Here is a 25,762-nt window from a genome sequence, read left to right as displayed (position 1 = left end):
AAGACATGAGGACCGCGTCCTGCAGCTCTGAAGCGGCGGTCTGCTCTTCTTTGCGTCCTTCGCTTTCCTTTGCGTCCTTTGCGTCTAAAAAAACAGTTCACGTGTCGCCCAGGCGCTCCATCAGCGCCGCGCGCAACCGCGCGGACGCGGCTTCGTCCAGCCGGCGACCGTCCTCGGTGGTGACCGTGAAGAAGTCCTCGGCGCGCTCGCCGAAGGTGGCGATGCGCGCGGAGTGCACGCGCACGTCGGCGTCGCGGAAGGCATGCGCAACGGAGGCCAGCAGGCCGGGGCGGTCGGGGCAGACCAGCGAGAGCTGGGTGCCGGCGTCGTCGCTGCGGGTCTCGAAGGCGATCTGCGGCGGGAACTTGAACAAGCGCTGCTCGCGGGTGGCGCGTCGGCGCGCCAGGCGCGGCTTCAGCGGTTTTTCCGACAGCGCCATGGTCAGCGCCATCTGGATCTCCAGGTTGCGGGTCATTGCGTCCTGCTCTTCCTTGCGCATGTCGAGCACCTGGAAAGTGTCCAGTGTGTTGCCGGACTTGCAGGTCATGATGCGCGCGGCGATCACCGACAGGTCCATGCGGTCGAGCATCGAGGTGATCGTGGCGAAGATGCCTTCCTGGTCCGGCATGCGCACGAAGATCTCGCGGGTGCCGCCGCCACCCACGGCGCGCACCGCCACCAGCGGTTGCCCTGGCCGGCCGCTGGCGACGATGGCCTGGGTCAGCCAGCGCATCTGGTCGGGCGTGTAACGCCAGAAGCTCTGCTCGGGAAAATCGGTCCACAGCGCCTCGATGGCGCTGAACATGCAGCCCTCGCCGGTCAGCAGTTCCAGTGCCTTCAGGCGCGTTGCGCGCACGCGGTCGAGGCGGTTCACCGGCTGGTCGGTGCCGCGGCGCAGCTGGAAACGGGTGGCCTGGTACAAATCGCTCAGCAGGCGCGCCTTCCAGCCGTTCCACAGCTTGGGATTGGTCGCGCGGATGTCGGAAACGGTCAGCAGGTACAGGCACTCCAGGCGTTCCCAGTCGCCAACCTTCTCGGCGAAGCGGCGCACCACTTCGGGGTCCTGGATGTCCTGTTTCTGCGCCGTGACCGACATCAGCAGATGATTCTCGACCAGCCAGGCCACCAGCTCGATGTCAGCCACCGCGAAGCCGATGCGCCTCAGGTAGCGGCGGGCATCCACTGCCCCCAGTTGCGAGTGGTCGCCACCGCGGCCCTTGGCGATGTCATGGAAGATGGCGGCGTAGAACAGCAGTTCAGGCTGGCGCACGCGCAACGCCAGCTCATGCGCCAGCGCGAACTGGCCGCCCGGATCGGGCTCGAAGAAGCGTTCCAGGTTGCGCACCAGGAATAGCGTGTGCTGGTCCACGGTGTAGACGTGGAACAGGTCGTACTGCATGCGTCCGGTCACCCGCGCGAAGGGCGGGATCAGCGCGCCGAGCAGGCCGTGGCGGTGCATTTCGGTAAGCGCCCGGTAGGGACGGCGCGTGGCGAGAATGGCCTCCAGGGCCTCGTGTGCCAGGCGGTCGGTCGCCAGTGTGCGGCGCATCTGCGGCAGGGCGCGGGCGAGTGCCTGCGCGAGGTCGGGGCCGAGCGCGGTTGCCGCAGCGCTGCGGGCAATGCACACGAAGGGCTCGACGAGGTCTGTCGGTGTGGCGAAACCGCGGTGACTTTCGAGCACCTCGAGGCCGCCATCGCGTACCCCGAAGCGCCCGTTGCCGGCGATCGACTGCAAGGGTGCGTGGGCGCCATCGATACGCCGCGCCATGCGTTCGACCAGCGCCTGGGACAACCGGTCGATGTCGCCGGCGGCGCGGAAATAGTGGTGCATCAGGCCTTCGACCGGATGCTCGCGGCTGCCGGTGGGCGGACCGGCGGGGTTGAAAAGATGCGCCAGCGCGGGCTGGTGGTCGAACAACACGCGCTCCTCGCGGCGACCGCTGACCACGTGCAGGGCGAAACGCATGTCGTTGAGCCAGCGCTCGGCGCGCGTCAGGCGCCGGGCCTCGTCGGCCTCCAGCAAGCCGATCCCGACCAGCGCGGGCCAGCCGTCGACGCTGAAGCAACGCTTGGCGATCCAGCGTGCGGTGTGCAGATCGCGCAGCGCGCCGCGGCCGTTCTTCAGGTTGGGCTCGAGGTTGTGCGCAGTGTCGGCGTGGCGCCCGTGGCGGGACGTCGATGTCCGAGCCGGGGAACAGCTGGCCGCGGCCATAGCCACCGGTGGCGACCAGGCAGGCGCGCAGCAGAGGGTCTTGCTGATCCAGTCCGTGCATCGATTGCGCCCACAACTGGCGCAATTCGGCATCGATCCGAGCCGTGAGTCGGCGGATGCAGGGGCCGGCGTTGCGACGGGCGCGGAAGTGCTCGCCGAGTTCGCGGCGGAAATCCGCCAGCGCCTGCCGGCGGGCGGGCGCTGGCGCTTCGTTCAAAACGGCTCGCCCTCGGCCAGGGTGAGCACCTCGAAGCCGTCCTCGGTCACCAGTACGGTGTGTTCCCACTGCGCCGACAGCGTGCGGTCCTTGGTGACCACGGTCCAGCCATCCGGCAGCAGGCGCACATGGCGCGCACCGGCGTTGACCATCGGCTCGATGGTGAAGGTCATGCCCGGTTTCAGTTCCTCGCCACGGCCGCGGCCGGGATCGAAGTAATGCAGCACCTGCGGGTCTTCGTGGAACTTCTCGCCGATGCCGTGGCCGCAGTACTCGCGCACCACCGAGAAGCGGTTGGCCTCGACGTACTTCTGGATCGCCCGGCCGATGTCGCCCAGAAAGGCACCCGGACGCACCATCTCGATGCCGAGCTTCATCGCCGCGTGCGTCACCTCGACCAGCCGCCGCGCCAGCACCGAGGGCTCGCCGACGTAGAACATCCGGCTGGTGTCACCGTGGAAGCCGTCCTTGATGACCGTGATGTCGATGTTGATGATGTCGCCATCCTTCAACACCTTGGGCCCCGGGATGCCGTGGCAGACGACGTGGTTGACCGAGGTGCAGATCGAGCGCGGGAAGCCCTTGTAGTTCAACGGCGCCGGGATCGCCGCCTGCACGTTGACGATGTAGTCGTGGCAGATGCGGTCGAGCTCGTCGGTGCTGACGCCGGCACGCACGTGCGGGCGGATCATCTGCAGCACGTCGGCCGCCAGGCGCCCGGCAGTGCGCATCTTGTCCGCCTGCGCGGGAGTCTTGTAGGTGATGCTCATGCCTGATCGCAATTCCTTGACAGTTAAACGCGGAGACGCAGAGAGCGCCGAGAAAAGTTGCTTCCAGACGGATGCGCTCCGGTGTGTGGCGCTCGATCGCAACAGACGCGGAGAAAAGCAGTTTCCGGCCGGCATGGCCAGAGCCGCAAGTCTGAGGTCGCGCAGTCGACCGCGCACTCAAATGCACAATGCAGCCTCTGCTCTCCTCCGCGTCCTCCGCGTCTCCGCGTTGAACCGGCCCCGGCCGGAGCGGTGGATTGCCGGGTCGGAGCGAAGCGGGTTATTATCCCGCGGATTTTTCGGCGCAGGCAATGCGTCGAGATCCGTCGGCTACGCAATGTTGCGGCGCCGATGACTCCACACACGCATGGCGGTCGCTGTCGGGACGGTGCCCAGGAAGGGCTCCCGAAGCGCATGCGTGGAGGCCCAACCATGGGGCTCGAAGCCCCCGTACATCAAGGACATAGTCATGCCCAGCGTTACCATGCGTCAGATGCTCGAAGCCGGCGTCCATTTCGGCCACCAGACCCGCTACTGGAACCCCAAGATGGGCCCGTACATCTTCGGCGCCCGCGGCAAGATCCACATCATCAACCTCGAGAAGACCCTGCCGCTGTTCAACGACGCGATGAACTTCATCAGCGGCCTGGCCCAGCGCCGCAGCACCATTCTGTTCGTCGGCACCAAGCGCTCCGCCCGCACCACGGTCAAGGAAGAGGCCTCCCGCTGCGGCATGCCGCATGTGTCTTCGCGCTGGCTCGGCGGCATGCTGACCAATTTCCGCACGGTCAAGCAGTCGATCGCGCGCCTTAAGGAACTCGAAACCCAGAGCACGGATGGCAGCTGGGAGCGCCTGGTCAAGCACGAAGTGCTGCAGCTCAAGCGCGAGATGGAGAAGCTCGACATCAGCATCGGCGGCATCAAGGACATGCGCAGCCTGCCGGACGCGCTGTTCGTGATCGACACCGGTCATGAAGAGATCGCGATCCAGGAAGCGCGCAAGCTCGGCATCCCGGTGATCGGCATCGTCGACACCAACCACAACCCGGATGTCGTCGACTACATGATCCCGGGCAACGACGACGCCATCAGCGCGATCCAGCTGTACGCGCGCGCGGCCGCCGACTCGGTGCTGGAAGGCAAGGCTGCAGCGCCGGCGATCGCGATGGGTTCGGGCGACGATTTCGTCGAGCTCGATGCCGACGGCAACCCGCTGGCCGCCGCGCCGAAGCCGGACAACAACCGTCGCGGCAAGCCGAACGACCGCAAGGGTCCGCCGCGTCGCCGCTCGGGCGGCGGTGGCGGCGGTGGCCGTCGCGACCGCTCCGACGACGCCGGCGAGTAATCCGCACGCGGTATCCGGTCCGGAGCCCCGGCTCCGGACCCACGGACTGAAATGGGGTGCGCGCGGGCGCGCGCCCCCAACGAATCTGCATCAATCAAGGAAAGAGCATGGAAATCACCGCTTCCCTCGTGAAGGAACTGCGCGAGCGCTCCGGCGCCGGCATGATGGAGTGCAAGAAGGCGCTCACCGAGAACGCGGGCGACATCGAAGCCGCGGCTGACTGGCTGCGCAAGACCGGCCTCGCCAAGGCCGACAAGAAGGCCACGCGCGTGGCCGCAGAAGGCCGCGTCGCGCTGGGCCAGGCTGACGGCCTCGCGGTGCTGGTCGAGCTGAACTGCGAAACCGACTTCGTGGGCAAGGACGAGAACTTCGTCAAGTTCTCGGCCGCCGTGGCCGTCGCTGCGGCCGCCGCCGGCACCGCCGACGTCGACGCGATCAAGTCGCTGAAGCTGGCCGATGGCAGCACGGTCGACGAAGCGCGCCAGGCGCTGGTCGCCAAGATCGGCGAGAACATGCAGGTTCGTCGCGCGGCGAAGGTCGCCGCCGGCAACATCGGCGCTTATGTGCACAGCAACAACAAGCTGGGCGTGCTGGTGGCGATGGAAGGCGGCAGCGCCGAACTCGCCAAGGGCATTGCGATGCACATCGCGGCGATGAACCCGCAGTACCTGGACATGAGCCAGATCCCGGCCGACGTGATGACGCGCGAGCGCGACATCGCCATGGAGCAGAGCAAGGACTCGGGCAAGCCGCCGGAAATCCTGGAAAAGATGATCCAGGGCAAGATCCGCAAGACGCTCGCCGAGCAGACCCTGCTGGGCCAGGCCTACGCGGCGCCGGACGCCAACGGCGTGGGCGTCGAGGAAGCGTTGAAGAAGGCCGGCGCCAAGGTGCTGAGCTTCGTCCGCATCAACGTCGGCGAAGGCATCGAGAAGAAGGAAGAAAACTTCGCCGAAGAAGTGATGAAGCAGGTCAAGGCGAGTCAGTAAGGGTAGGACGCGAAGGCCCCGGAAACGGGGCCTTCGTTTGTGCGGCAACCGTTTGCATGGAGACGATCAAGGCATGAGCAGCACACTTCCAGTGTATCGACGCATTCTTCTCAAGCTCAGCGGCGAAGCGCTGCTCGGCAAGGAAGACTACGGTATCGATCCGGAAGTCCTGCGTGGCCTGGCCTCCGAGATCATCGAGGTGGCCAAGTCGGGCGTGCAGATCGGCCTGGTCGTCGGCGGAGGCAACATCTTCCGCGGCGTCGGCCTGGCCAAGAGCGGCATGGACCGCGCCACCGCCGACCACATGGGCATGCTCGCCACGGTGATGAACTCGCTGGCGCTGCAGGACGCGATCGAGAAGCAGGGCGCCACCTGCCGCGTGATGAGCGCGATCAAGATCAATGAGATCTGCGAGGACTACATCCGCCGCCGCGCCATCCGACACCTGGAGAAGGGTCGCATCGTGGTGTTCGCCGCCGGCACCGGCAATCCCTTCTTCACCACCGATTCCGCGGCCGCCCTGCGCGCGGTCGAAATCAACGCCGACTTGATGCTCAAGGCGACCAAAGTCGACGGCCTGTACTCGGCCGACCCGGTCAAGGATCCCACCGCCGTGCGTTTCGACCGCATCAGCTACGACAGCGCCATCGAGCGCAAGCTGGCGGTCATGGACACCACCGCCTTCGCGCTCTGCCGCGACTACCGCATGCCGATCCGCGTCTACGATCTGCACAAGCGCGGCGACCTGATGCGCATCGTCAAGGGCGAGAGCGTGGGCACGCTGGTTGACCAGGGCGTCTGAAGGCGGGATGCCGAAGCAAGAGCGGGGCAGGGGGCGAGGGTCAGGGGACCAGCCTAGGGGCCTGATCGCGTTTGTCGGTGGACGTGAGTGACGAACGACCGAAGGGTCGGTTATCGCTCTGGGCAAGGTCCCTTGCCCCCTGACCCTTCCCCCGCTTCTGCTGCTCTCCACCCCCGCTATACTCCGCGCCCATTCCAGGGCCGTTACAAGGAAGATCCCATGGCTACCACCATTCCCGCGATCAAGGCGGACGCCGAGACGCGCATGAAGAAGTGCATCGAGGTGCTGAAGAACGAGCTGATGAAGCTGCGCACCGGGCGTGCGTCGGCGCAGTTGCTCGATCACCTGCGCGTCGATTACTACGGCAGCGCGGTGCCGATCAGCCAGGTCGCCAACGTGACCGTCGCCGATGCGCGCACGATCCAGGTGCAGCCGTGGGAGAAACAGATGGTGGTCGCGGTCGAGCGCGCGATCATGACCTCCGATCTTGGCCTGACGCCGAACACGGCCGGGCAGGTCATTCGCATCGTGCTTCCGCCGCTGACCGAGCAACGCCGCAAGGAACTGGCCAAGGTGGTCGCGCACGAGGGTGAGAACGCCAAGGTGGCGATCCGCAATGTTCGGCGCGACGCCAATCACCACGTCAAGGAACTGCTCAAGGCCAAGCTGTGCACCGAGGATGAAGACCGCAAGGCCGAAGAAGAGATCCAGAAGCTGACCGACCGCATGATCAAGGAGGTCGATGTGGTGGCCAAGCACAAGGAAGACGAGTTGATGCAGCTTTGACCGGCGGCAGCGCGCCTGCGCCCACGGGAAACAAGGCCGCGGCCGGGCGCATCCCGCGGCATATCGCCATCGTGATGGACGGCAACGGTCGCTGGGCCACCCAGCGCCGCCGTCCGCGCGCATTCGGCCACCGCGCCGGTGTGCAGGCGGTGCGCCGCGTCATCGAGGGTTGCATGCGCGCGGGCGTCGAGGTGCTGACGCTGTTCGCCTTCAGCAGCGAGAACTGGTCGCGGCCGGCCGGCGAAGTCAGCCACCTGATGGATTTGTTCCTGCGATCGCTGCGCAAGCAGGCGCGCGAACTCGCCGGCAACGGCGTGCGCCTGCGTTTCATCGGCGATCGCGGGCGCTTCTCGCCGGAACTGCAGACGGCCATGTCCGATGCAGAATCGGCAGTGATCCCGCAGCTGCGCCTGACCCTGAACATTGCGGTCAACTATGGTGGGCGCTGGGACATCGTCAACGCCGCGCGTGCGCTGGCGCGCGAGGCGCAGGCGGGGCGCATCGATCCGGAAGCCATCGACCAGCCGAGCTTCGAGCGGCATCTGTCGCTCGCTCCGCTGCCGGAGCCCGATCTCTTCATCCGCACCGGTGGCGACGCGCGCATCAGCAACTTCCTGCTGTGGCATCTCGCGTACACCGAGCTGTATTTCACGTCGGTATTGTGGCCGGATTTCGATGACCAGGCCCTCGCGGCCGCACTGGTCGAGTTTGCTCAGCGCGAGCGTCGCTTCGGCAAGACCAGCGCGCAGCTTCGCGGGGAGGGGAGCACGGCCCATGCCTGACTCGGCTCTGCTGCTGGCGCGATGGTTTGGCGAAGGTTTGCGCGCGCGGGTCATGACGGCGCTGTTCCTGGCGCCGCTGGCCATCGGCGGCGTTCTGTTCCTGCCGAGCACCTGGTTCGCACTGTGCTTCGGCTTGGTTCTGTGCTACGCGATCTGGGAGTGGACCCGTGTGATCGGCTTTCGCGGCCGCCGCTTGCGTGGCTTCGCGGTGTTCGTAAACGGCGGGATCATGGCTGCACTGCTGGCCTTTGATCCGGCCGGCTGGCTGCTGCCGGTGGCCTGGGTCGGGGTGGCGTGGTGGTGCCTCGCCATCTTCTGGCTGCGCGCCTTCGAATTCGGGTCGGCGCCGACCCGGCGCAATCGCGAGATCAAGCTGCTTGTCGGAAGTGTCATGGTGGTGCCCGCCTGGGTGGCCGCCTGGCTGATCCATCGCGAACCCAACGCGGGCCCCTGGTGGACGCTGTTCGTGCTGATGCTGATCTGGGTCGCAGACGTGTCCGCCTACTTCGCGGGACGGCGTTTTGGCCAGCACAAGCTGGCGCCGCGAATTTCCCCGGGCAAGACTCGCGAGGGCGTGTATGGCGCGCTGTTCGGGACCATCCTGTTTGCGGCGGTCGCCGGATGGCTGATCGAGCCGGTACCGGTGGGCCACGGCCTGCTGGTATTGCTCGCTACCGTGACCGTGCTGTTCTCGATCGTCGGCGACCTGTTCGAGAGCCTGATCAAGCGCCAGTCGAATCTCAAGGATTCCGGCTCGCTGTTGCCCGGGCACGGCGGCATGCTCGACCGTATCGACAGCGTGCTCTCCGCGCTGCCGATCTTCGTCTGTGGTCGCTACCTGATCGGCCTATGAGCTCGATCTGCCTGCTCGGCGCGACCGGGTCGATTGGCCGCAGCACCCTCGACCTGATTGCACGCCACCCGCAGCGCTTCCGCCTGCACACGGCGGTGGCCGCGCGCGACGATGCCGCGCTCGCCGAGATCTGCCTGCGCATGCGCCCCAAGCGCGCGGTGATGGCCGATGCCCAGGCCGCAACGCGTCTGCGCGCGCGGCTGGCCGATGCCGGATGCACGACCGAGGTGGAGCAGGGCATGGCGGCGATCGCCGCGGCTGCGGCGGAGCCGGGGGTCGACAGCGTGATCGCCGCCATCGTCGGCGCGGCCGGCCTGGAGCCGACCCTGGCCGCAGCCCGCGCCGGCAAGCGCATCCTGCTGGCGAACAAGGAATCGATGGTGTGCGCCGGTGCGCTGCTGATGGGCGCAGCGGACGCCGGCGGCGCCGTCCTGTTGCCGATCGACAGCGAACACAACGCGATCTTCCAGTGCCTGCCGCAAGGCCACGGGCGTCCGCCGGTGGGCGTGCGCCAGCTCTGGCTGACCGCTTCCGGCGGTCCGTTCCGCGGCTGGACCCGGGCGCAGCTGGAGCAGGTCACGGTCGCGCAGGCCTGCGCCCACCCGAACTGGACCATGGGGCCGAAAATCTCGGTGGATTCGGCCACCTTGATGAACAAGGGCCTGGAGGTGATCGAGGCCAGCTTCCTGTTCGGCCTGCCGCGCGAGCGGATTCGCGTCATTGTGCACCCGCAGTCGACCGTGCATTCGCTGGTCGAGTATGTCGACGGCAGTTTCATCGCCCAGCTCGGCAGCGCCGACATGCGCATCCCGATAGCACATGCCCTGGCCTGGCCGGAGCGGATCGATTCCGGCGCGCCCGCGCTGGACCTTGCGGCACTCGCCCGGCTGGACTTCGCCGAGCCGGATATCGACGCCTTCCCCTGCCTGCGCCTGGCCTGCGAGGCCCTGGAGGCCGGTGGCACCGCGCCGGCCATCCTGAATGCCGCGAACGAGGTCGCCGTGGCGGCCTTCCTGAACGGCAGGCTTGGATTTGCCGGCATTGCCGCCATCGTTAACGAGGCTTTAAATCGAATTGCACTATCGTCGGCCGAGTCGCTGGAAGCGGTACTGGCGGCCGATGCGCACGCGCGCAGGGTGGCGCAGGCTGTGATCGACTCGAGAATGCGGAGCTGAGATGGAAACGGTGCTGGGCTCGATCTTCTGGTTTCTGGTGGCGACCAGCCTGCTGGTCACTTTCCATGAGTTCGGGCACTACTGGGTGGCGCGCCGCTGCGGGGTCAAGGTGCTGCGCTTCAGCATCGGCCTCGGGCGCCCGCTGTGGGTGCGCCGCGGCAAGGACGGCACCGAGTACGTGATTGCAGCGATTCCCCTCGGCGGCTACGTCAAGATGCTCGACGAACGCGAGGCCGAGGTTGAAGCCAGCGAGCTCCAGCAGTCCTTCAACCGCAAGTCGCTGCCACAACGAATGGCGATCGTCGCCGCCGGCCCGATCTTCAACCTGGCCTTCGCGCTCGCGGCGTTCTGGCTGATGCTGCTGGTCGGCGTGCGCGACTACGCCCCCTACATCGGCGAATCCACCGGCCTCGCGGCACGTTCCGGCCTGGAGCGCGGCGATCTGATCCTCGCGGTGGACGGCAATCCGGCCAGCAACTGGACTCATGTGCTGGTCGACCTGACCACCAGCGCCTACCGCGGGAAGACGGTTCAGATAGAAGTGCGTCGCGCCAACGGCGATGTCGCGACGCGTCAGCTGGCCACCAGCGAGATGGGCGGTGTGGACGAAGAGCGGATCTTCGACCAGTTGGGCCTGAAGCCATGGCACTGGGAGCCGCCGGCGACGGTCGGCAGCCTGCGCGCAGGTGATCCGGCGGAACTGGCCGGCCTCCAGCCCGGCGACCGCATCGTCAAGGTCGGCGACACCGAGGTCGACCGCTTCGCCGCGATGAGTGAGGCGATCCAGGCCGAAGCCAAGGCGCAGGGTGGCACCGTCAGGCTGCTGGTCGAGCGCAACGGCGGCATCCGCGAGACCCTGCTGATCAAGGCGCGCAGCGAGCAGCGCGGCGAGCGGACCTTCTGGTTGATCGGCGTGGCGCCCGAGATGCGCGAAGCCACCCGGCGCTACGGTCCGCTGCAGGCAGTCCCGCAGGCCATTGCGGAGACCTGGCGCCTGACCACCGGCAGCGTGCGCGTGATCTGGCACATGCTGGCCGGCGATGCAAACTTGAAGAATGTCTCCGGGCCGATCAGCATCGCGCAGTTCGCCAACTACTCGGCGGAGGGCGGTTTCACCCAGTTCCTGCGTTTCCTCGGGTTGATCAGCCTTTCCTTGTGCATCATGAACCTGCTGCCGATCCCGATTCTGGATGGCGGCCATTTGTTGTATTACTTTATCGAATGGGTGAAGGGCAGCCCGCTGAGCGATCGCGCGCAAGCCGTCGGCCACTACCTGGGGTTGGGAGCACTCCTGGCGCTGATGTGCCTGGCGTTCTTCAATGACCTCAGCCGGCTGATGTCCTCCTGAGTTAGCCTCTCACCCATCGAGACCACGCACGCGAAACGACAATCACAACGCGTGGCTCCCCTGACGACGATATGCCCTGAGGCTTTGCGCGCATGAAAAAACTGGTCGCGTCCATACTGCTGGCACTCTCCGGAGCCGCCGCCCTTGCCGCCGATGATTTCGTCATCAGCGACATCCGCGTTGACGGCCTGGAGCGCATCTCCGCCGGTACCGTCTACACCTACCTGCCGGTGCAGAAAGGCGATCGCCTCGACCGCGGCCGCGCCGCGGAGGCCCTGCGCGCCCTGTACAAGACCGGGTTCTTCAAGGACGTGCGGCTGGACCGACAGGGCGACATCCTGGTGGTCACGGTGGTCGAGCGCCCGGCGATCTCGACCATCACCTTGGTAGGCAACAAGGACATCAAGACCGAGGAGTTGCAGAAGGGCCTCAACAACATCGGCCTGGCCGAGGGCGAGACCTTCGACCAGCTCAACATCGAGCGGGTCACCCAGGAACTCACGCGGCAGTACAACAACCGCGGCAAGTACAACGTCAAGATCACGCCTTCGGTCAAGGCGCTGGACCGCAACCGGGTCGACGTGACGATCACCATCGCCGAAGGCAAGGCGGCGAAGATCAAGCACCTCAACGTGGTCGGCAACAGCACGTACACCGACGAGGAAATCCGCGACGAGTTCGAGCTCGACACCACCAACTGGCTGTCCTGGTACCGCCGCGACGACCAGTACTCGCGCGAGAAGCTCTCGGGCGACCTGGAGAAGCTGCGCGCCTATTACCTGGACCGTGGCCATGTCGACTTCGACGTCGAATCCACCCAGGTCAGCGTCAGCCCGGATCGCCGCAATGTCTACATCACCGCCAACGTGGCCGAAGGCCCGATCTACACCGTCGGCGACGTGCGCCTGACCGGCAAGTTCGTGGTCGAGGAGTCGGTGCTCAAGCGCCTGGTGGTGTTCAAGTCGGGCGAGACCTTTTCGCGCAAGAAGCTGGAGCAGACGAGCGAATACATCCAGAAGCTTCTCGGCAACTTCGGCTACGCCTTCGCCAATGTCTCGCCGATCCCGAAGGTGGACCGCGAGAAGCGGATCGTCGACATCACCATGCTGGTCGACCCGGGCAAGCGCGTCTATGTGCGCCGGATCAACTTCGAGGGCAACACCAAGACGCTGGATGAGGTGCTGCGCCGCGAGATGCGCCAGTTCGAAGGCGGCTGGTTCAACCAGGCGGCGATCGACCGCTCCAAGGTGCGCCTGGAGCGCCTCGGCTTCTTCAAGAAGGTCGAGGTGGAAACGCCCAAGGTCGCGGGCAGCGAGGACCAGGTCGATATCGTCGTCAAAGTCGAGGAACAGCAGACCGGAAACTTCCAGTTCGGCGTCGGCTACTCGGAGTTGCAGGGCGCGATCCTCTCGGTGGCGCTGAGCTTCGACAACTTCCTCGGCACCGGCAACCGGGTCGGCTTCGCGGTCAGCAACAACCGAATCTACAAGCGCTTCGATGCCTCGTACTACAACCCTTACTACACCGACGAAGGCGTGTCGCGCGGCTTCAATGTCAGCTACCGCGAGCTCGATTCGGCCCAGGCCAACCTTGCCAGCTATACCAGCAACGTCGGCCAGCTTGGCCTGACCTACGGTCTGCCGCTCAGCGAGTACGACCGCATCCAGTTCCGCCTGGCGGTTGACCACACCCAGATCGACATCTTCCCGGGACTGACGCCGGATGAGTACATCCCGTTCGTCTACGACAACAAGACCTTCAACTCCTGGCGCCTGGAAACCAGCTGGTTCCGCGATAGCCGCAACCGCTTCTTCTCGCCTACCGACGGTTCGCTGACCAAGTTCGTAGGTGAGGTTGTCCTGCCACCGAGCGAGTTGCAGTACTACAAGATCACCGCGCAGTACCAGCGCTACTTCCCGTTGACCCAGAGCTTCACCCTGATGATCAACGGCGAACTCGGCTATGGCGACACTTACGGCAGCAGCAAGACCGATCCGACCCTGATCGGCGATCCGCCCGTTGCGCGCGGCGGTCGCCTCGGTTTCCCGTTCTGGGAGAACTACTACTCAGGCGGTGTGCGCTCGGTGCGCGGCTTCCGCGACAACACCCTGGGACCGCGCCTGCAGTCGGGCGGCGAACTGCTGCCGGTAGGCGGCGCGTTGAACGTGATCGGCAACGTCGAGTTCCTGTTCCCGACGCCGTTCGCCAAGGGCGCGGACACCATCCGCCTTGGCGCCTTCTTCGACATCGGCAACGTCTACAAGGACTTCGATTCCTTCGATGCGGGCGAATTGCGTTATTCGACCGGCCTGACGATGCAGTGGCGCGCGCCAGTGGGTCCGATCGTGATCAACCTGGCTTATCCGCTGAATGCGAAGGACGGCGACGACGTGGAGCGCATCCAGTTCTCCTTCGGCAACCAGTTCTAGCGCGCATCGCGACGGACCATGGATGCATCCTCGCGATCGCGGCTCCGGCGCCTGTATCCGGCGCTGGTCGCGGTCGCGTCCTTGCTGACCATCGGACCTTCCGGGGCCCAGACGGGCGCATCCAGTGGCGCCGCGCGGATTGCCGTGGTGGACACTGAGCGGATCATCCGCGAGTCGGATCTGTTCACTGTCGGTCGCCAGAAGCTCACCGAGGAATTTGCCGCCCGCGACCAGGCGCTGACGCTGGAAGAAGCCCGCCTGCGCGAACTTGAAGCGCGGCGCGACCGCGAAATGGCGACGCTGTCCTCGCAGGACGCGCTCGACCTGCGGCGCGAGATCGAGGCCCTGGAGCGCAGCCTGCAGCGGCGTCGCACAGAGCTGGCCCTGGCGCTGAACCGCCGGATCAAAGATCTCACCGAGACCATCGACCGACGCATCCAGGAGGAGATCGGCGCGTATGCGCGCGAGCAGGGCTTCGATCTGGTGCTGACCGATGGCGTTGGCTTCGCCCATCCGCGGCTGGACATCACGGTCGAAATCCTCGACCGGGTCAACGCCCATGCCGAGGAGTTGCGCCAGCCATGAGCGAGCGCACGCTGGCGCAGATCGCGGCGGAATCAGGCCTGGTGCTGCACGGCAACGGGGATCTGGTCATCGATGGCGTGGGCACGCTGGAGTCGGCGCTGCCGGGCCAGCTCGGATTCCTCGCCAATCCGAAGTACCGGGCCCAGCTCGCACAGACCCGCGCCAGCGCCGTGGTGGCGGGGGTCGACGCTGTGGACGGCGCGCCCTGCGCCGTGTTGGTCAGCCGCAACCCCTATGCCGATTTCGCGCGCATCGCCGCGCAGTTCGAGCCGCGCCCCGTGCGCCCGCCCGGGATCCACCCGAGCGCCGTGGTGGATCCGTCCGCGCGCATCGATGCGACCGCCCACATCGGCCCGCTGGCGTGGGTTGCCGCTGGCGCGACTGTGGCCGCCGGTGCGGTGGTCGGGGCGCAATGCAGCATCGGTGAGGACTGCCATGTCGGGCCCGGTTGTCATCTGGTCGCGCGGGTCACGCTGGTTACGCGCGTGCGTCTTGGCGCGCGCGTGCTGATTCACCCCGGCGCCGTGCTCGGGGCCGATGGCTTTGGCCTGGCGATGGACAAGGGCCATTGGCTCAAGGTGTCGCAACTGGGCGGCGTGGTCATCGGCGACGACTGCGAGATCGGCGCGAACACCACGATCGACCGTGGTGCGCTCGGCGACACCGTGCTGGAAGAGGATGTGCGCCTCGACAACCAGATCCAGATCGCACACAACGTGCGTGTCGGCGCGCATACGGCGATGGCCGGGTGCGCGGCCGTGGCCGGCAGCGCGAAGATCGGGCGCTACTGCCTGATCGGTGGCGCCGCGGGCGTGCTCGGCCACCTCGAGATCTGCGACAAGGTCACGATCACCGCGATGAGCCTGGTGACCCACTCGATCCGCGAGCCCGGCGAATACTCGTCGGGGACGCCGCTGATGGATAATCGCAGCTGGCGCAAGAGCGCCGTACGCTTCAAGCAGCTCGACGACCTGGCGCGCCAGGTCACGACCAACAAACGGGATTCCTGATTCCATGAACGACACTGCCGCACGGGTCGAGTTGCCCGTCGATGTGCGCCGCATTGCGCAGTTGCTGCCGCATCGCTATCCCTTCCTGCTGGTCGACCGCGTGATTGCCTTCGAGCCGGGCAAGCGCCTGACCGGGCTCAAGAACGTGACCGTCAACGAGCCCTGCTTCACCGGCCACTTCCCCGACAATCCGGTGATGCCCGGCGTTCTGATCCTGGAAGCGCTGGCGCAGGCTTGTGGATTGCTGGTGCAGTTGTCGGCGCAGGTGCTGCCCGATACCCGCCCGCTGTTCTACCTGGTCAAGATCGACAAGGCGCGCTTCAACCAGATCGTGCGGCCGGGCGACCAGTTGCACCTGGAAGTCGAGCAGAAGCGCATGGTGATGAAGATGGGCCAGTTCCTGTGCGCCGCCAAGGTGGACGGCAAGGTAGTCGCCAGCGCCTAAGTGCTGTGCGCGGAACGGGAGGCCTGATGGCGATCCATCCCACCGCGCTCATCGACGCCAACGCCGAACTCGACGATTCAGTCGAAGTTGGGCCGTTCTCGGTCATCGGCGCCGGCGTGCGCATCGGCGCGCGCACCCGCATCGGCGCGCACTGCGTCATCGAGGGGCCGACGACCATCGGCGAGGACAACCACATCTACGGCCAGGCGTCGATCGGCGGCGCGCCGCAGGACAAGAAGTACGCCGGCGAGCCGACCGAGCTGATCATCGGCAACGGCAACACCATCCGCGAGTTCGTCACCATCAGCCGCGGCACCAGCCAGGGCGGCGGGGTCACGCGCATCGGCGACGACAACTGGATCATGGCCTATGTGCACATCGCCCACGACTGCATCGTCGGCAGTCACACGATCCTGGCCAATTCGGCGACGCTCGCCGGCCACGTCACCATCCACGACCACGCGATCCTCGGCGGCTTCTCGCTGATCCACCAGTTCTGCAAGGTCGGCGCGCATGCCTTCACCGGCATGGGCAGCAAGATCAACTGCGACGTGCCGCCGTATGTGATCGTCGGCAGCGAGATGAGCGCCCCGCGCGGGATCAACGCCGAGGGACTCAAGCGCCGCGGCTTCACCGCCGCCCAGATCGCCTCGATCAAGCGTGCCTACAAGACCCTGTACCTGTCCGGCCTGCCGCTCAAGGAAGCCCGCGAGCAACTCGCCGCCCAGGCGGCCGAGGCGCCCGAAGTCGGCGTCCTGGTCGAGTTCATCGATCGCAGCGAGCGCAGCATCCTGAGGTGAAGCAGGAGCGGGGCACCGCTTCACCATCCTCCCGACCGGCCGTGACCACTCCCCGTACTCTCATCCTCTGCGCCGGCGAAGCCTCCGGCGATCTGCTCGGCGCCGGGTTGATCGCGGAGCTGAAGCGGCGGCGCCCCGACCTGCATGTCGCCGGCATCGGCGGCCCGGCGATGCGCGCGGCAGGGATGGAGTGCTGGTGGGATTGCCAGGAACTGGCGGTGATGGGGCTGGTGGAGGTGCTCAAGCATTTGCCACGGCTGCTGCGGCTGCGCCGGGAGTTCGTCGCGCGGATCCAGGCCAGCGGCGCGGCGATGTACGTCGGCATCGATGCGCCCGACTTCAACCTCGGGGTCGAAAAGCGCCTCCGGGCCACAGGGCTGCGCACGGTGCACTACGTCAGCCCATCGATCTGGGCCTGGCGCCAGGGCCGGGCGAAGTCGATCGGCGAGTGCGCGGACCGCGTGCTGTGCCTGTTTCCCTTCGAGCCCGAGTTGTATGCGCGCCATGGTGGCGATGCGCGCTTCGTCGGGCATCCGTTCGCCGATGAGATGCCGCTCGATGTCGATCGTGGCGGCGCGCGCACGGCGCTCGGGCGAGGCGAGGCCGAGGCCCTGCTGGCACTGGTGCCGGGCAGCCGGCGCGGTGAGATCGAGCGCCTGGGGGCCGATTTCCTGGGCGCGGCGGCCCTGCTGTGCGCCGCGCGCCCCGGGCTTGGGGTGCTGGTGGCGGCCGCCAATGAGCGGATTGCCGCGCGCCTCAGGGAACTGGCGGCGCAGCATCAACCCGGGCTGGTCGAGCGGCTGCAGATCGTGGTCGGCGACATGCGCCGGGTGCTCGCGGCCTGCGATGTGGCGCTGGTCGCATCCGGCACGGCGACGCTGGAGGCCCTGCTCAGCCGGCGCCCGATGGTGGTCGGCTACCGCATCGCGCCGCTGACCTATTGGATCGTGCGCACTTTCGGCTTGCTGAAAGTACGCCATTACTCGCTGCCGAACGTGCTCGCCGGGCGCGAGCTGGTGCCGGAGATCAGCCAGGATGCGCTCACGCCGCAATCGCTCGCGGCGGCCCTCACGCGGTGGCTCGATGATCCGGTGGCGGTCGCGGCTCTGCAGCAGGAGGCCGATGTGATCCACCGCCGTCTGCGCCAGGACGCGTCGGCGCGTGCGGCCGATGCGGTGCTGGAGTGGTTGCCGTGAATGCGCTGGTCGCCGGCGTGGACGAGGCCGGCCGCGGCCCGCTGGCCGGTCCTGTGGTGGTGGCGGCCGTGATCCTGGATCCCGCGCGCCCGCTGGCGGGCCTGGGCGATTCCAAGGCACTCAGCGCCGCGCAGCGTGAGTCGCTGGCGCCGCAGATCCGTGTCGCGGCGCTGGCCTGGTCGGTGATCGTGGTGGACGTGGACGAGATCGACCGGCGCAACATCTTTCACGCGACCATGGCAGGCATGACGCGCTCGGTACTGGCCCTGGCGACGGTGCCCGATGAAGTCCTGATCGACGGCAACAAGGTCCCCAAGGACCTCAGGCTGCCAGCGCGCGCGATCGTCAAGGGCGATGCCAGCGAGCCCTGCATTTCGGCGGCGTCGATCCTGGCCAAGACCCATCGCGACGCGCTGATGCGCGAGTACGACGCGGCGCATCCAGCCTACGGTTTCGCCCAGCACTACGGCTACCCGACGCCGGAGCACCTGGAACGCCTGCGCCAGCACGGTCCTTGCGCCATCCACCGGCGCAGCTTCGCGCCGGTGCGGGCGCTGCTGCAGGGCGGGCTGTTCTGACGCCTGCCCGTTGAACGGGAGCCCAGGCCGAGAAAAGCGTTCAAACGCGGAGACGCCGAGAGCGCAGAGACGCCAGGCCAAAGCGTTCTGCTCTCCTCTGCGTCCTTTGCGCCTCCGCGTCTGCGCGTTGAATGGGACCGTCAGAAGAACAGCTTGGCCAGCTCCGCGCCTGGGTCCGGTGCGCGCATGAAGGCTTCGCCGACCAGGAAGGCATGCACGCCCTGCGCGCGCATGTGCTCGACGTCGGCGCGCGTGGCGATGCCGCTCTCGGTGACCAGCAGGCGATCGGCGGGCACGCGTGACTTCAGCGCCAGCGTGGTGTCCAGGCTGGTCTCGAAGGTGCGCAGGTTGCGGTTGTTGATGCCGATCAGGCTGGCGCGGGTCGCGAGCGCGCGGGTCAGTTCGTTGCCGTCATGCACTTCCATCAGCACATCGATGCCGATCTGGTGTGCCAGGTCGGTCAGCTCGCCGAGGCGCGAGTCGGGCAGGGCGGCGACGATCAGCAGGATGCAGTCGGCGCCCAGTTCGCGCGCCTCGAACACCTGGTAGGCGTCGATCGTGAAGTCCTTGCGCAGCAGCGGCAGCACGCAGGCGCGGCGGGCTTGCTGCAGATAGCGGTCGTGGCCCTGGAAGAAGCGCTCGTCGGTCAGCACCGACAGGCAGGCAGCGCCCCCCGCCGCGTAGCTCGCCGCGATCGCCGACGGGTCGAAGTCGGCGCGCAGCACGCCCTTGCTCGGGCTGGCCTTCTTGACCTCGGCGATCACCGCCGGCTGTCCCACGCGCACACGGGCGCGCAGGGCGGCCTCGAAACCGCGGGTGGTCGGCGTGTCGGCGGCGCGCGCCTGGAGATCGCCGAGTGGCCGTGCGGCCTTGCGCGCAGCGATCTCCTCGGCCTTGCGGGCGAGGATGCGTTCGAGGATGTCGCTCATAGCTTGTGGGTCAGCGCAACGTACTGCTGCATGCGTTCCAGCGCGCGGCCGCTGTGCAGGATCTGGCGCGCCGCGGCGACGCCATCGGCGAGCGAGGACGCGCGATCCGCGGCGTACAGCGCGGCGCCGGCGTTCAGCGCGACGAAATCGGACGCGGCGCCAGCCTCACCGCCGAGCACGCGCTGCACGATGGCCAGGCTCTCGGCCGGCGACGACACCCGCATCGGGTCGATCGACGCGCGGGTCAGGCCGAAGTCTTCGGGCGCGATCGAATACACCCGCACCTCGCCGTCCTTCAGCTCGGCCACCTGGCTGGGAGCGGCGATCGACAGCTCATCCAGCCCGTCGAGCGCGTGCACCACCAGCACATGCTTGCTGCCGAGTTCTCCCAGCACCCGCGCCAGCGATTCCAGCCAGCGGCGGTCGAACACGCCGAGCACCTGGTGCGGCGCCTGCGCCGGGTTGGTCAGCGGCCCGAGCAGGTTGAACAACGTGCGCAGGCCGAGTTCGCGGCGCACCGGCGCGGCGTGCTTCATCGCGCCGTGGTGCATCGGCGCAAACATGAAGCCGATGCCGAGTTGCTCAACGCTCGCGCGCACCGCATCGGGACCCAGGTCCAGCCGTGCGCCGGCGGCCTCCAGCAGGTCCGCGCTGCCCGACTTGCTCGACACCGAGCGGTTGCCGTGCTTGGCGATGCGCGCACCGCCGGCCGCCGCGACGAAACTCGCGGCGGTCGACACATTGAAGGTGTTGGCGTGGTCGCCGCCGGTGCCGACGATATCGGTCAGGTGCTCGCTCGGCAGTTCCACCGGGGTCATCAGCGAGCGCATCACGCGCGCCGCTGCGGCGATCTCGTGGGTGGTCTCGCCCTTCATGCGCAGCGCCACCAGGAAGGCCGCGATCTGCGCCGGCGTGGCCTCGCCGGACATGATCGCGCGCACCGCGGCCTCGGCCTCAGCGCCGGTCAGGTCCTGCCCGCCGACCAGCTTGTTCAACACCTCGTTCAGCATGTTCGCTCCAGGAATGTGCGATTGCCGCGGATTGCCCCGGCCGGCGGTGCCGACGGGACCATCGATACGCCCAATCTAGCGCAGTCGGGCCGCGCTTGGGTCGTGCAGCGCCGGGTCAGGCGCAGGCGCGTGCCGCTGGCTGGCTGGCGCGAACGAAATTGCCCAGCAGTTCCTTGCCCACGCGGGTCAGGATCGATTCGGGATGGAACTGCACGCCTTCGATCGCCAGCCTGCGGTGGCGCAGACCCATGATCTCGTCGACGCTGCCATCCTCATGCTCGGTCCACGCGGTCATTTCCAGCACCTCCGGCATGCTCTCGCGGCGCACCACCAGCGAGTGGTAGCGGGTCGCCTCGAAGGGATTCGGCAGGCCGGCGAATACCCCGACATCGGCGTGGTGGATCATCGAGGTCTTGCCGTGCATCACCCGGCGCGCGCGCACCACCTCGCCGCCGAAAGCCTGGCCGATGCTCTGGTGCCCCAGGCACACGCCGAGGATCGGGATGCGCCCACCGAAATGGCGGATCACCTCCAGCGAGATCCCCGCCTCTGAGGGCGTGCACGGCCCCGGCGAGATCACGATCCGGTCCGGCGCCAGCGCCTCGATGTCGGCGCAGCCGAGCGCATCATTGCGGAACACCCGCACATCCTCACCCAGCTCGGACAGGTACTGCACGAGGTTGTAGGTGAAGCTGTCATAGTTGTCGATCATCAGCAGCATGGCGATACCGGGATTCGAGCCTGTGCATCAGGCTAGCACGCGGCGACATCCCGCCTGCTCGGTGGCGAACGCGCCACGCATCGATCCGTTACCTCCCGGTCTTGGGTCGCGACTCCGGTGGACGCCTTCACGTCGAGTAGACTCATGGGTCCAAGGTCGGCACCGCACGAGGGGACGCACGGTGAGTCCGCGCTGGCAGCCATTCCGGGATCCCTGGGTCATCGCGCATCGCGGTGCCAGCGGCATCCTGCCCGAGCACACGTTGCCGGGTTATGCGCTGGCGATCGAGCAGGGCGCCGATGTGATCGAGCCGGACCTGCTGGCGAGCGCCGATGGCGTTCTGTATGCGCGGCACGATCTGGGCCTCGCGCGCAGCACGGATGTGACGATGCGTCCGGAGTACGCCGCGCGCCGACGTGCCGGGGACGACGGCGTCGCGGACTGGTGGATCAGCGACTTCCGCGCCGGAGAGATCGACCAATTGCGTGCGATCCAGCCCTGGCCGGGCCGCCCGCACCATCGCGATGGCTGTTTGCGCATTCCACGCTTCGGCGAAGTGCTCGACCTGCTGCTGCAGGAGCGCGCCCGGCGCGAGCGCCCGCTGCTGGTCTATCCGGAACTCAAGCATCCGGAGCACTACCGCGCGCTGGGCATCGACCTGGTCGAGCTGTTCGCTGCCGAAGTCGCGGCGCGCGGCCTGACCGGTCCCGCGGCGCCGGTGTGGGTGCAGTGCTTCGATGCTGGAACGCTGGCCAGGGTGCGCGAATGCACCGGGCTGCCGGTGGTTCTGCTGAGCGTCGGCCTGCCGGACGCGGCGAATGATGTCGATGGTTTCGGCGTCAGCAAGCAGGCACTGCTAAGCCGTCCCGATGGTGCCGAGTTCATCCGCGAGGCGCATGCGCGCGGCAAGTGCGTCCACGCCTGGACCTTCCGCGACGACCAACCCGCGGCCGGAACGGACCCGTCGGCCGAATGCGTCGCGGCGTTTGCAGCGGGTTGCGACGCGCTGTTCAGCGACTTCCCGGCCACCGCGCTTGCGGGTCGCAAGGAGTGGCGGCGGGTGCCGCGGGCCTGCGCATCGAGTGCGTGAGCGGCGCTGCCATCGCACCTTGCCTGCCGGCGCTGGCGGCGCTGCGGATCCGCGTGTTCCGCGATTGGCCCTATCTGTACGATGGCGACCTCGATTACGAAGCCGAGTACCTGAAGACCTACAGCCGTTCGCCGCGCAGCCTGTTCGTGCTCGCCTTCGATGGCGACACGATCGTCGGCTGCTCCACCGCGGTGCCGCTGGCAGACGAGAATCCCGAGTTCCAGGCGCCGTTCGTCGCCGCCGGGATCCCGGTCGAGGACGTCTATTACTTCGGTGAGTCGGTGCTCGACCGCGAGTACCGCGGGCGTGGCCTCGGCCATCGCTTCTTCGATGCCCGTGAAGCGCACGCGCGCCAGCTGGGTGGCTTCGCGCTGACCGCATTCTGCGCCGTGCAGCGGGATGCGGATGATCCACGCCGACCGTCAGGCTATCGCCCGCTGGATGCTTTCTGGCGCGTGCGGGGATATGCGCCGAGGCCCGACCTCGTCACCACCTTCGACTGGAAGGAGGTCGCGCACGAGGCTGCGAGTGCGCACCCGATGATGTTCTGGCTGCGGGCCTGCGGATGAACGCGCCGTCGCCGGACCGGGATGCACGGATCGCCGAGCTGGAAGCCCAGCTGGCGCTGGTCCAGCGCGAAAACCGGGCACTGCGTGAATCCCACGGTGTGGGTCCGGTGGCCCAGATCGATGTCGACGTCAAGGGCCGCGTGCTGTCGGCGACCCGTCGAGCGCTGGACCTGTTGCAGCGGGATTGCGCGATTGGCCGCGAACTGTGCGACTTGTTCCCCGAACACGATTGCGCCCAGTCGCGCGCATGCATGGCGCTGGTCGGCGAGGATGTCGATGCCGAGCATTACTGCCTGGTCCAGGTGCCTCGCAGTGATGCAGAAGAGGCCACATGGCTGCGCGTGGTGCTGGCGAGGGCTGGCGGGGCGCACCCGGGCTTCACCCTGGTGCTGACCGATGTGACCGACCTCGAACTGCACCGGCGGGAGCTGGCCGACGACGCCGGCATGTTCGAGGCGCTGCTGCAGGTGGCCGGCGTCGAGTTCTTCGAGTGGCACGTGAGCGGCCGTTTCCGCTGTTCCCCGGGATTCCGTGAATTGCTCGGCCTCGGTACCGATGTGCCGCTGGGCAACCCTTTGAGCGACTGGACCCGCTGGGTGCATCCGGAAGACCGCGAACGGATGGCGGAGCGCTGGCGGATGCCCCGGAGCGGAGCCCTGGCGCCGGCCGAGTACCGCCTGATCGGCGCCGACGGTCGCCTGCGCTGGCTGCGCTCGTCGGCCATCATTCGCGTGGACGACACCGGCAATGCGGTGACCTCGATCTCCGGCGTTGTCCGCGATGTCAGCCCGGAGCACTCGGCACGCGCTCTGGTGGCCGAACGCACCGCGATCCTGGACGTGATTCCGGACATCGTGGTGCAGTTCGATGCCGCGGGAAACTTCCTTTACCTCAATCCGGTCGCCGAGCGCTTCTTCCACGAGAGCGGCTTCGCCCGATTGCCGCGCTGCCTCGCGGACCTCGATACCCTGGATCCGCAATTGCCGCTTTTCGAGGCCAATCTCAAGGACGTTTTCCGCGACGGCGAGCGGCGCCATTTCCGCCTGGTCAGCGAGCTGCACCCTGCGCGACCGACGCTGGACATCGTTGCCTCGCCGGTGCGGGATGAGGCCGGCGGCATCGGCGCGGTACTGATCGCCGCGCGCGATGTCTCGCGGCTGGTGCAGGCCGAAGTGGAGGCGCGCGCGGCGCTGCTGCGCCTGCAGACGCTGGTGGATACTGCGCGCGGTGCGATCCTGGTGGTCGCCGATGACGGCAGCATCCGGATGGCGAATCGCGCCTTCTGCGAAACGGTCGGTGAATCGCAGTCGGCGGTGATTGGCCAGCAGACCCGGCGTTACTGCTTCCTCGAGGACGCCGAGATTCGTCGTGAAACCGTGCGCAAGGTGCTCGACACCGGCGCCTGCAGCTTCCCGTGGCGCCTGCGGCATGCAGATGGCAGCGAACGCTGGTTCCAGGTCGATGGCAGCACCTTCGGCGAGGCCCCGGACGGGCGCCGCGAATTCGTGTTCATCGCCACCGACATCGCCGCGGTCCGGCGCGAACGCGACGCAATGCTCGAACGCGAGCGTTGGCTCGACCGGGTGCTCGACGATGCCGGCATCGGCGCCTTCCGTTTCGACCGCGCACTCGGTCGCGGCGAGGTGGTCGGCGCCTACGCCCGCTTGATGCGCCAGGAGCAGCCGCATGTGGTCGACCGTGCCGAACTCGAGAGCTTGCTGCCGGTGGCGTATCGCCAACCTGTCAGCGTCCAGCTGGAGCGGCTGCTGGAATCCGCCGGCAAGGCGACCATCGATTTTCCGCTGGACTTCAGCGACGGCGAACGCCGTTGGCTGCGCGCTTTCCTGCGCAACGATTGCGACTACCGCGAAGGCCGCGGCACCCTGAGCAGTGTGATCTTCGACATCACGCGCGACCGCCAGCAGGCGGCCGAGCACGAGGAATTGCAACGCCAGGTGTACCAGGCGCAGAAGACCGAGAGCCTGGGTGTGATGGCCGGCGGTATCGCGCACGACCTCAACAACATGCTGATGGCGGCGCTCGGTCAGCTCAACCTTGCGGTCGCTGCGGTGCCGCCGCAGAGTGCGCTGGGTCACTACCTGTCCACTGTCGAAAGCGTGCTCGGGCGCATGGAAGGCCTGACCGAACGCATGCTCGCCTACGCCGGCCAGTCGGCCTCGCGCATGCAGCCGCTGGACCTGGCGCAGTTGCTGGAGAAGATCGAGCCGCTGCTGCGCGCCTCCTGCGGACGTCACGCGCGCTGGCGCATGGAAATCAGCGATCGCCCCCTGGTGCTGAAGGCGGACAGCACACAGATCGAGCAGGTGGTGCTGAATTTCGTGCAGAACGCGGTGGATGCGCTTGGCGATCGCGGCGGCAGCGTGCGCCTGCGCCTGGGCCGGGCGGCCGCAGACGGCATGCCGATGGCGCACCTGCAGTGGCCGCTGGAAGCTGCCGGCGACTATGCGGTGCTCTCGGTGCGCGACGACGGGCCGGGTATCGATGGCGACACCCTGCGCCGCATATTCGAGCCCTTCTACACCACCAAGACCACCGGTCGCGGGCTCGGGCTGTCGGTGGTGCAGGGCATCGTCAAGGCGCATGGCGGATCGATCCGCGTGATCAGCGAGCCAGGGATCGGTACCGAATTCCGTGTGTTCCTGCCCTTGCTGCCGGATCAGGCGGTCACCTTGGGGACCGAGACGCCTGAGGTACCCGCGGCGCTACCGCGCGAACGCCGGCCGTTGCTGGCGATCGACGACGACGAGGACGTGCTGGCCATCACCGTGGTCATGCTCGAGCAATGCGGATTCGAAGTCGCAGCCTTTCTCTCGGGCGACGACGCGGTGCTCGAACTGGCCCGTTCGCCCGAGCGCTACGGCGGCGCGATCGTCGATCTCACCATGCCGGTCAAGGATGGTGTCACGATCGCTCGCGAACTCCGCCAGCAGGCGCCTGCGCTCCCGGTGCTGTTTGTCAGCGGTTACGCCAAGGAACAGCCTGGCGAACCGCTGGCCTTGATCGACGGCGCACAGTTCCTGCGCAAGCCCTTCCGGGTAGAGCAACTGGGACGGGCGCTGGAGGAGTTGTTGCGGTGAAGCGGTGAGTAGTGAGTGGTGAG

The 25,762-nt window shown here is 67.3% G+C and carries 23 protein-coding genes; 18 read left to right on the top strand and 5 right to left on the bottom strand.

Annotated features, from left to right (window positions below; translation table 11 throughout):
* Nucleotides 1-97: 97 nt before the first annotated feature.
* Both glnD and map read right to left on the bottom strand, forming a co-directional pair.
* Nucleotides 98-2,212 (bottom strand): [protein-PII] uridylyltransferase, encoded by a 2,115-nt coding sequence (gene glnD / locus IPK27_21210; protein MBK8070037.1) that lies wholly within the window; start codon nucleotides 2,210-2,212, stop codon nucleotides 98-100.
* A 213-nt stretch (nucleotides 2,213-2,425) separates the two neighbouring features.
* Complete coding sequence (gene map / locus IPK27_21205) at nucleotides 2,426-3,199, bottom strand: type I methionyl aminopeptidase (GenBank protein MBK8070036.1); 774 nt, start codon at nucleotides 3,197-3,199, stop codon at nucleotides 2,426-2,428.
* Nucleotides 3,200-3,668: 469 nt separating this feature from the next.
* Here map and rpsB point away from each other — a divergent pair, with 469 nt between their 5' ends.
* The 15 genes from rpsB (at nucleotide 3,669) to rnhB (ending at nucleotide 18,322) form a co-directional block, all read left to right on the top strand.
* Nucleotides 3,669-4,544 carry a 30S ribosomal protein S2 gene (gene rpsB / locus IPK27_21200; GenBank protein MBK8070035.1) on the top strand — a complete coding sequence of 292 codons (876 nt, stop codon included), beginning with the start codon at nucleotides 3,669-3,671 and terminating at the stop codon, nucleotides 4,542-4,544.
* Between the two features lie 107 nt (nucleotides 4,545-4,651).
* A complete protein-coding gene (locus IPK27_21195; GenBank protein ID MBK8070034.1) occupies nucleotides 4,652-5,533 on the top strand; it encodes an elongation factor Ts in 882 nt (293 codons plus the stop codon).
* A gap of 73 nt (nucleotides 5,534-5,606) precedes the next feature.
* Entirely contained in the window at nucleotides 5,607-6,335 is a 729-nt protein-coding gene (locus tag IPK27_21190; GenBank protein MBK8070033.1) for a UMP kinase, read from the top strand.
* A 219-nt stretch (nucleotides 6,336-6,554) separates the two neighbouring features.
* Entirely contained in the window at nucleotides 6,555-7,121 is a 567-nt protein-coding gene (frr, locus tag IPK27_21185; protein MBK8070032.1) for a ribosome recycling factor, read from the top strand.
* 74 nt (nucleotides 7,122-7,195) lie between these two features.
* Nucleotides 7,196-7,903: a di-trans,poly-cis-decaprenylcistransferase gene (gene uppS / locus IPK27_21180; protein ID MBK8070031.1), complete on the top strand. Its 708-nt coding sequence runs from the start codon at nucleotides 7,196-7,198 to the stop codon at nucleotides 7,901-7,903.
* Nucleotides 7,896-8,756 carry a phosphatidate cytidylyltransferase gene (locus tag IPK27_21175; GenBank protein ID MBK8070030.1) on the top strand — a complete coding sequence of 287 codons (861 nt, stop codon included), beginning with the start codon at nucleotides 7,896-7,898 and terminating at the stop codon, nucleotides 8,754-8,756. Before uppS ends, IPK27_21175 begins: the two co-directional genes overlap by 8 nt.
* Entirely contained in the window at nucleotides 8,753-9,931 is a 1,179-nt protein-coding gene (locus IPK27_21170) for a 1-deoxy-D-xylulose-5-phosphate reductoisomerase (protein ID MBK8070029.1), read from the top strand. The genes IPK27_21175 and IPK27_21170 overlap by 4 nt, the downstream gene beginning before the upstream one ends.
* A 1-nt stretch (nucleotide 9,932) precedes the next feature.
* Entirely contained in the window at nucleotides 9,933-11,279 is a 1,347-nt protein-coding gene (gene rseP / locus IPK27_21165) for an RIP metalloprotease RseP (GenBank protein ID MBK8070028.1), read from the top strand.
* A gap of 92 nt (nucleotides 11,280-11,371) precedes the next feature.
* Nucleotides 11,372-13,708 carry an outer membrane protein assembly factor BamA gene (gene bamA / locus IPK27_21160; protein ID MBK8070027.1) on the top strand — a complete coding sequence of 779 codons (2,337 nt, stop codon included), beginning with the start codon at nucleotides 11,372-11,374 and terminating at the stop codon, nucleotides 13,706-13,708.
* A gap of 18 nt (nucleotides 13,709-13,726) precedes the next feature.
* Nucleotides 13,727-14,293: an OmpH family outer membrane protein gene (locus IPK27_21155; protein ID MBK8070026.1), complete on the top strand. Its 567-nt coding sequence runs from the start codon at nucleotides 13,727-13,729 to the stop codon at nucleotides 14,291-14,293.
* Nucleotides 14,290-15,303, top strand: a complete 1,014-nt coding sequence (gene lpxD, locus IPK27_21150) for a UDP-3-O-(3-hydroxymyristoyl)glucosamine N-acyltransferase (GenBank protein ID MBK8070025.1) — start codon at nucleotides 14,290-14,292, stop codon at nucleotides 15,301-15,303. Before IPK27_21155 ends, lpxD begins: the two co-directional genes overlap by 4 nt.
* Nucleotides 15,304-15,307: 4 nt before the next feature.
* Nucleotides 15,308-15,748: a 3-hydroxyacyl-ACP dehydratase FabZ gene (gene fabZ / locus IPK27_21145; protein ID MBK8070024.1), complete on the top strand. Its 441-nt coding sequence runs from the start codon at nucleotides 15,308-15,310 to the stop codon at nucleotides 15,746-15,748.
* A gap of 26 nt (nucleotides 15,749-15,774) precedes the next feature.
* Nucleotides 15,775-16,548, top strand: coding sequence for an acyl-ACP--UDP-N-acetylglucosamine O-acyltransferase (gene lpxA / locus IPK27_21140; GenBank protein MBK8070023.1), 774 nt, complete (start codon nucleotides 15,775-15,777; stop codon nucleotides 16,546-16,548).
* Between the two features lie 41 nt (nucleotides 16,549-16,589).
* Complete coding sequence (gene lpxB, locus IPK27_21135; GenBank protein ID MBK8070022.1) at nucleotides 16,590-17,744, top strand: lipid-A-disaccharide synthase; 1,155 nt, start codon at nucleotides 16,590-16,592, stop codon at nucleotides 17,742-17,744.
* Nucleotides 17,745-17,749: 5 nt separating this feature from the next.
* Nucleotides 17,750-18,322, top strand: coding sequence for a ribonuclease HII (rnhB, locus tag IPK27_21130; protein MBK8070021.1), 573 nt, complete (start codon nucleotides 17,750-17,752; stop codon nucleotides 18,320-18,322).
* Between the two features lie 140 nt (nucleotides 18,323-18,462).
* On the opposite strand, the gene trpC is transcribed toward rnhB, so the two are convergent.
* From trpC to IPK27_21115, 3 genes are all read right to left on the bottom strand, one after another.
* Nucleotides 18,463-19,251 carry an indole-3-glycerol phosphate synthase TrpC gene (gene trpC / locus IPK27_21125; protein ID MBK8070020.1) on the bottom strand — a complete coding sequence of 263 codons (789 nt, stop codon included), beginning with the start codon at nucleotides 19,249-19,251 and terminating at the stop codon, nucleotides 18,463-18,465.
* Nucleotides 19,248-20,261: an anthranilate phosphoribosyltransferase gene (gene trpD / locus IPK27_21120; GenBank protein ID MBK8070019.1), complete on the bottom strand. Its 1,014-nt coding sequence runs from the start codon at nucleotides 20,259-20,261 to the stop codon at nucleotides 19,248-19,250. The genes trpC and trpD overlap by 4 nt, the downstream gene beginning before the upstream one ends.
* 115 nt (nucleotides 20,262-20,376) lie before the next feature.
* On the bottom strand, nucleotides 20,377-20,982 hold the full coding sequence (locus tag IPK27_21115) for an aminodeoxychorismate/anthranilate synthase component II (GenBank protein MBK8070018.1): 606 nt from the start codon (nucleotides 20,980-20,982) through the stop codon (nucleotides 20,377-20,379).
* A 181-nt stretch (nucleotides 20,983-21,163) separates the two neighbouring features.
* On the opposite strand from IPK27_21115, the gene IPK27_21110 reads away from it, so the two are divergent.
* Genes IPK27_21110 through IPK27_21100 form a run of 3 tightly spaced genes read left to right on the top strand, consistent with a single transcriptional unit; the run spans nucleotide 21,164 to nucleotide 25,739 of the window.
* Entirely contained in the window at nucleotides 21,164-22,072 is a 909-nt protein-coding gene (locus IPK27_21110; protein ID MBK8070017.1) for a glycerophosphodiester phosphodiesterase, read from the top strand.
* A complete protein-coding gene (locus tag IPK27_21105) occupies nucleotides 21,955-22,641 on the top strand; it encodes a GNAT family N-acetyltransferase (GenBank protein ID MBK8070016.1) in 687 nt (228 codons plus the stop codon). Before IPK27_21110 ends, IPK27_21105 begins: the two co-directional genes overlap by 118 nt.
* Nucleotides 22,638-25,739 carry a PAS domain S-box protein gene (locus IPK27_21100; protein ID MBK8070015.1) on the top strand — a complete coding sequence of 1,034 codons (3,102 nt, stop codon included), beginning with the start codon at nucleotides 22,638-22,640 and terminating at the stop codon, nucleotides 25,737-25,739. Before IPK27_21105 ends, IPK27_21100 begins: the two co-directional genes overlap by 4 nt.
* Nucleotides 25,740-25,762: the final 23 nt, after the last annotated feature.

It is taken from the genome of Rhodanobacteraceae bacterium, from assembly GCA_016713135.1.
GTDB lineage: Bacteria > Pseudomonadota > Gammaproteobacteria > Xanthomonadales > SZUA-5 > JADKFD01.
This window is presented reverse-complemented; position numbering and strand designations above follow the sequence as displayed.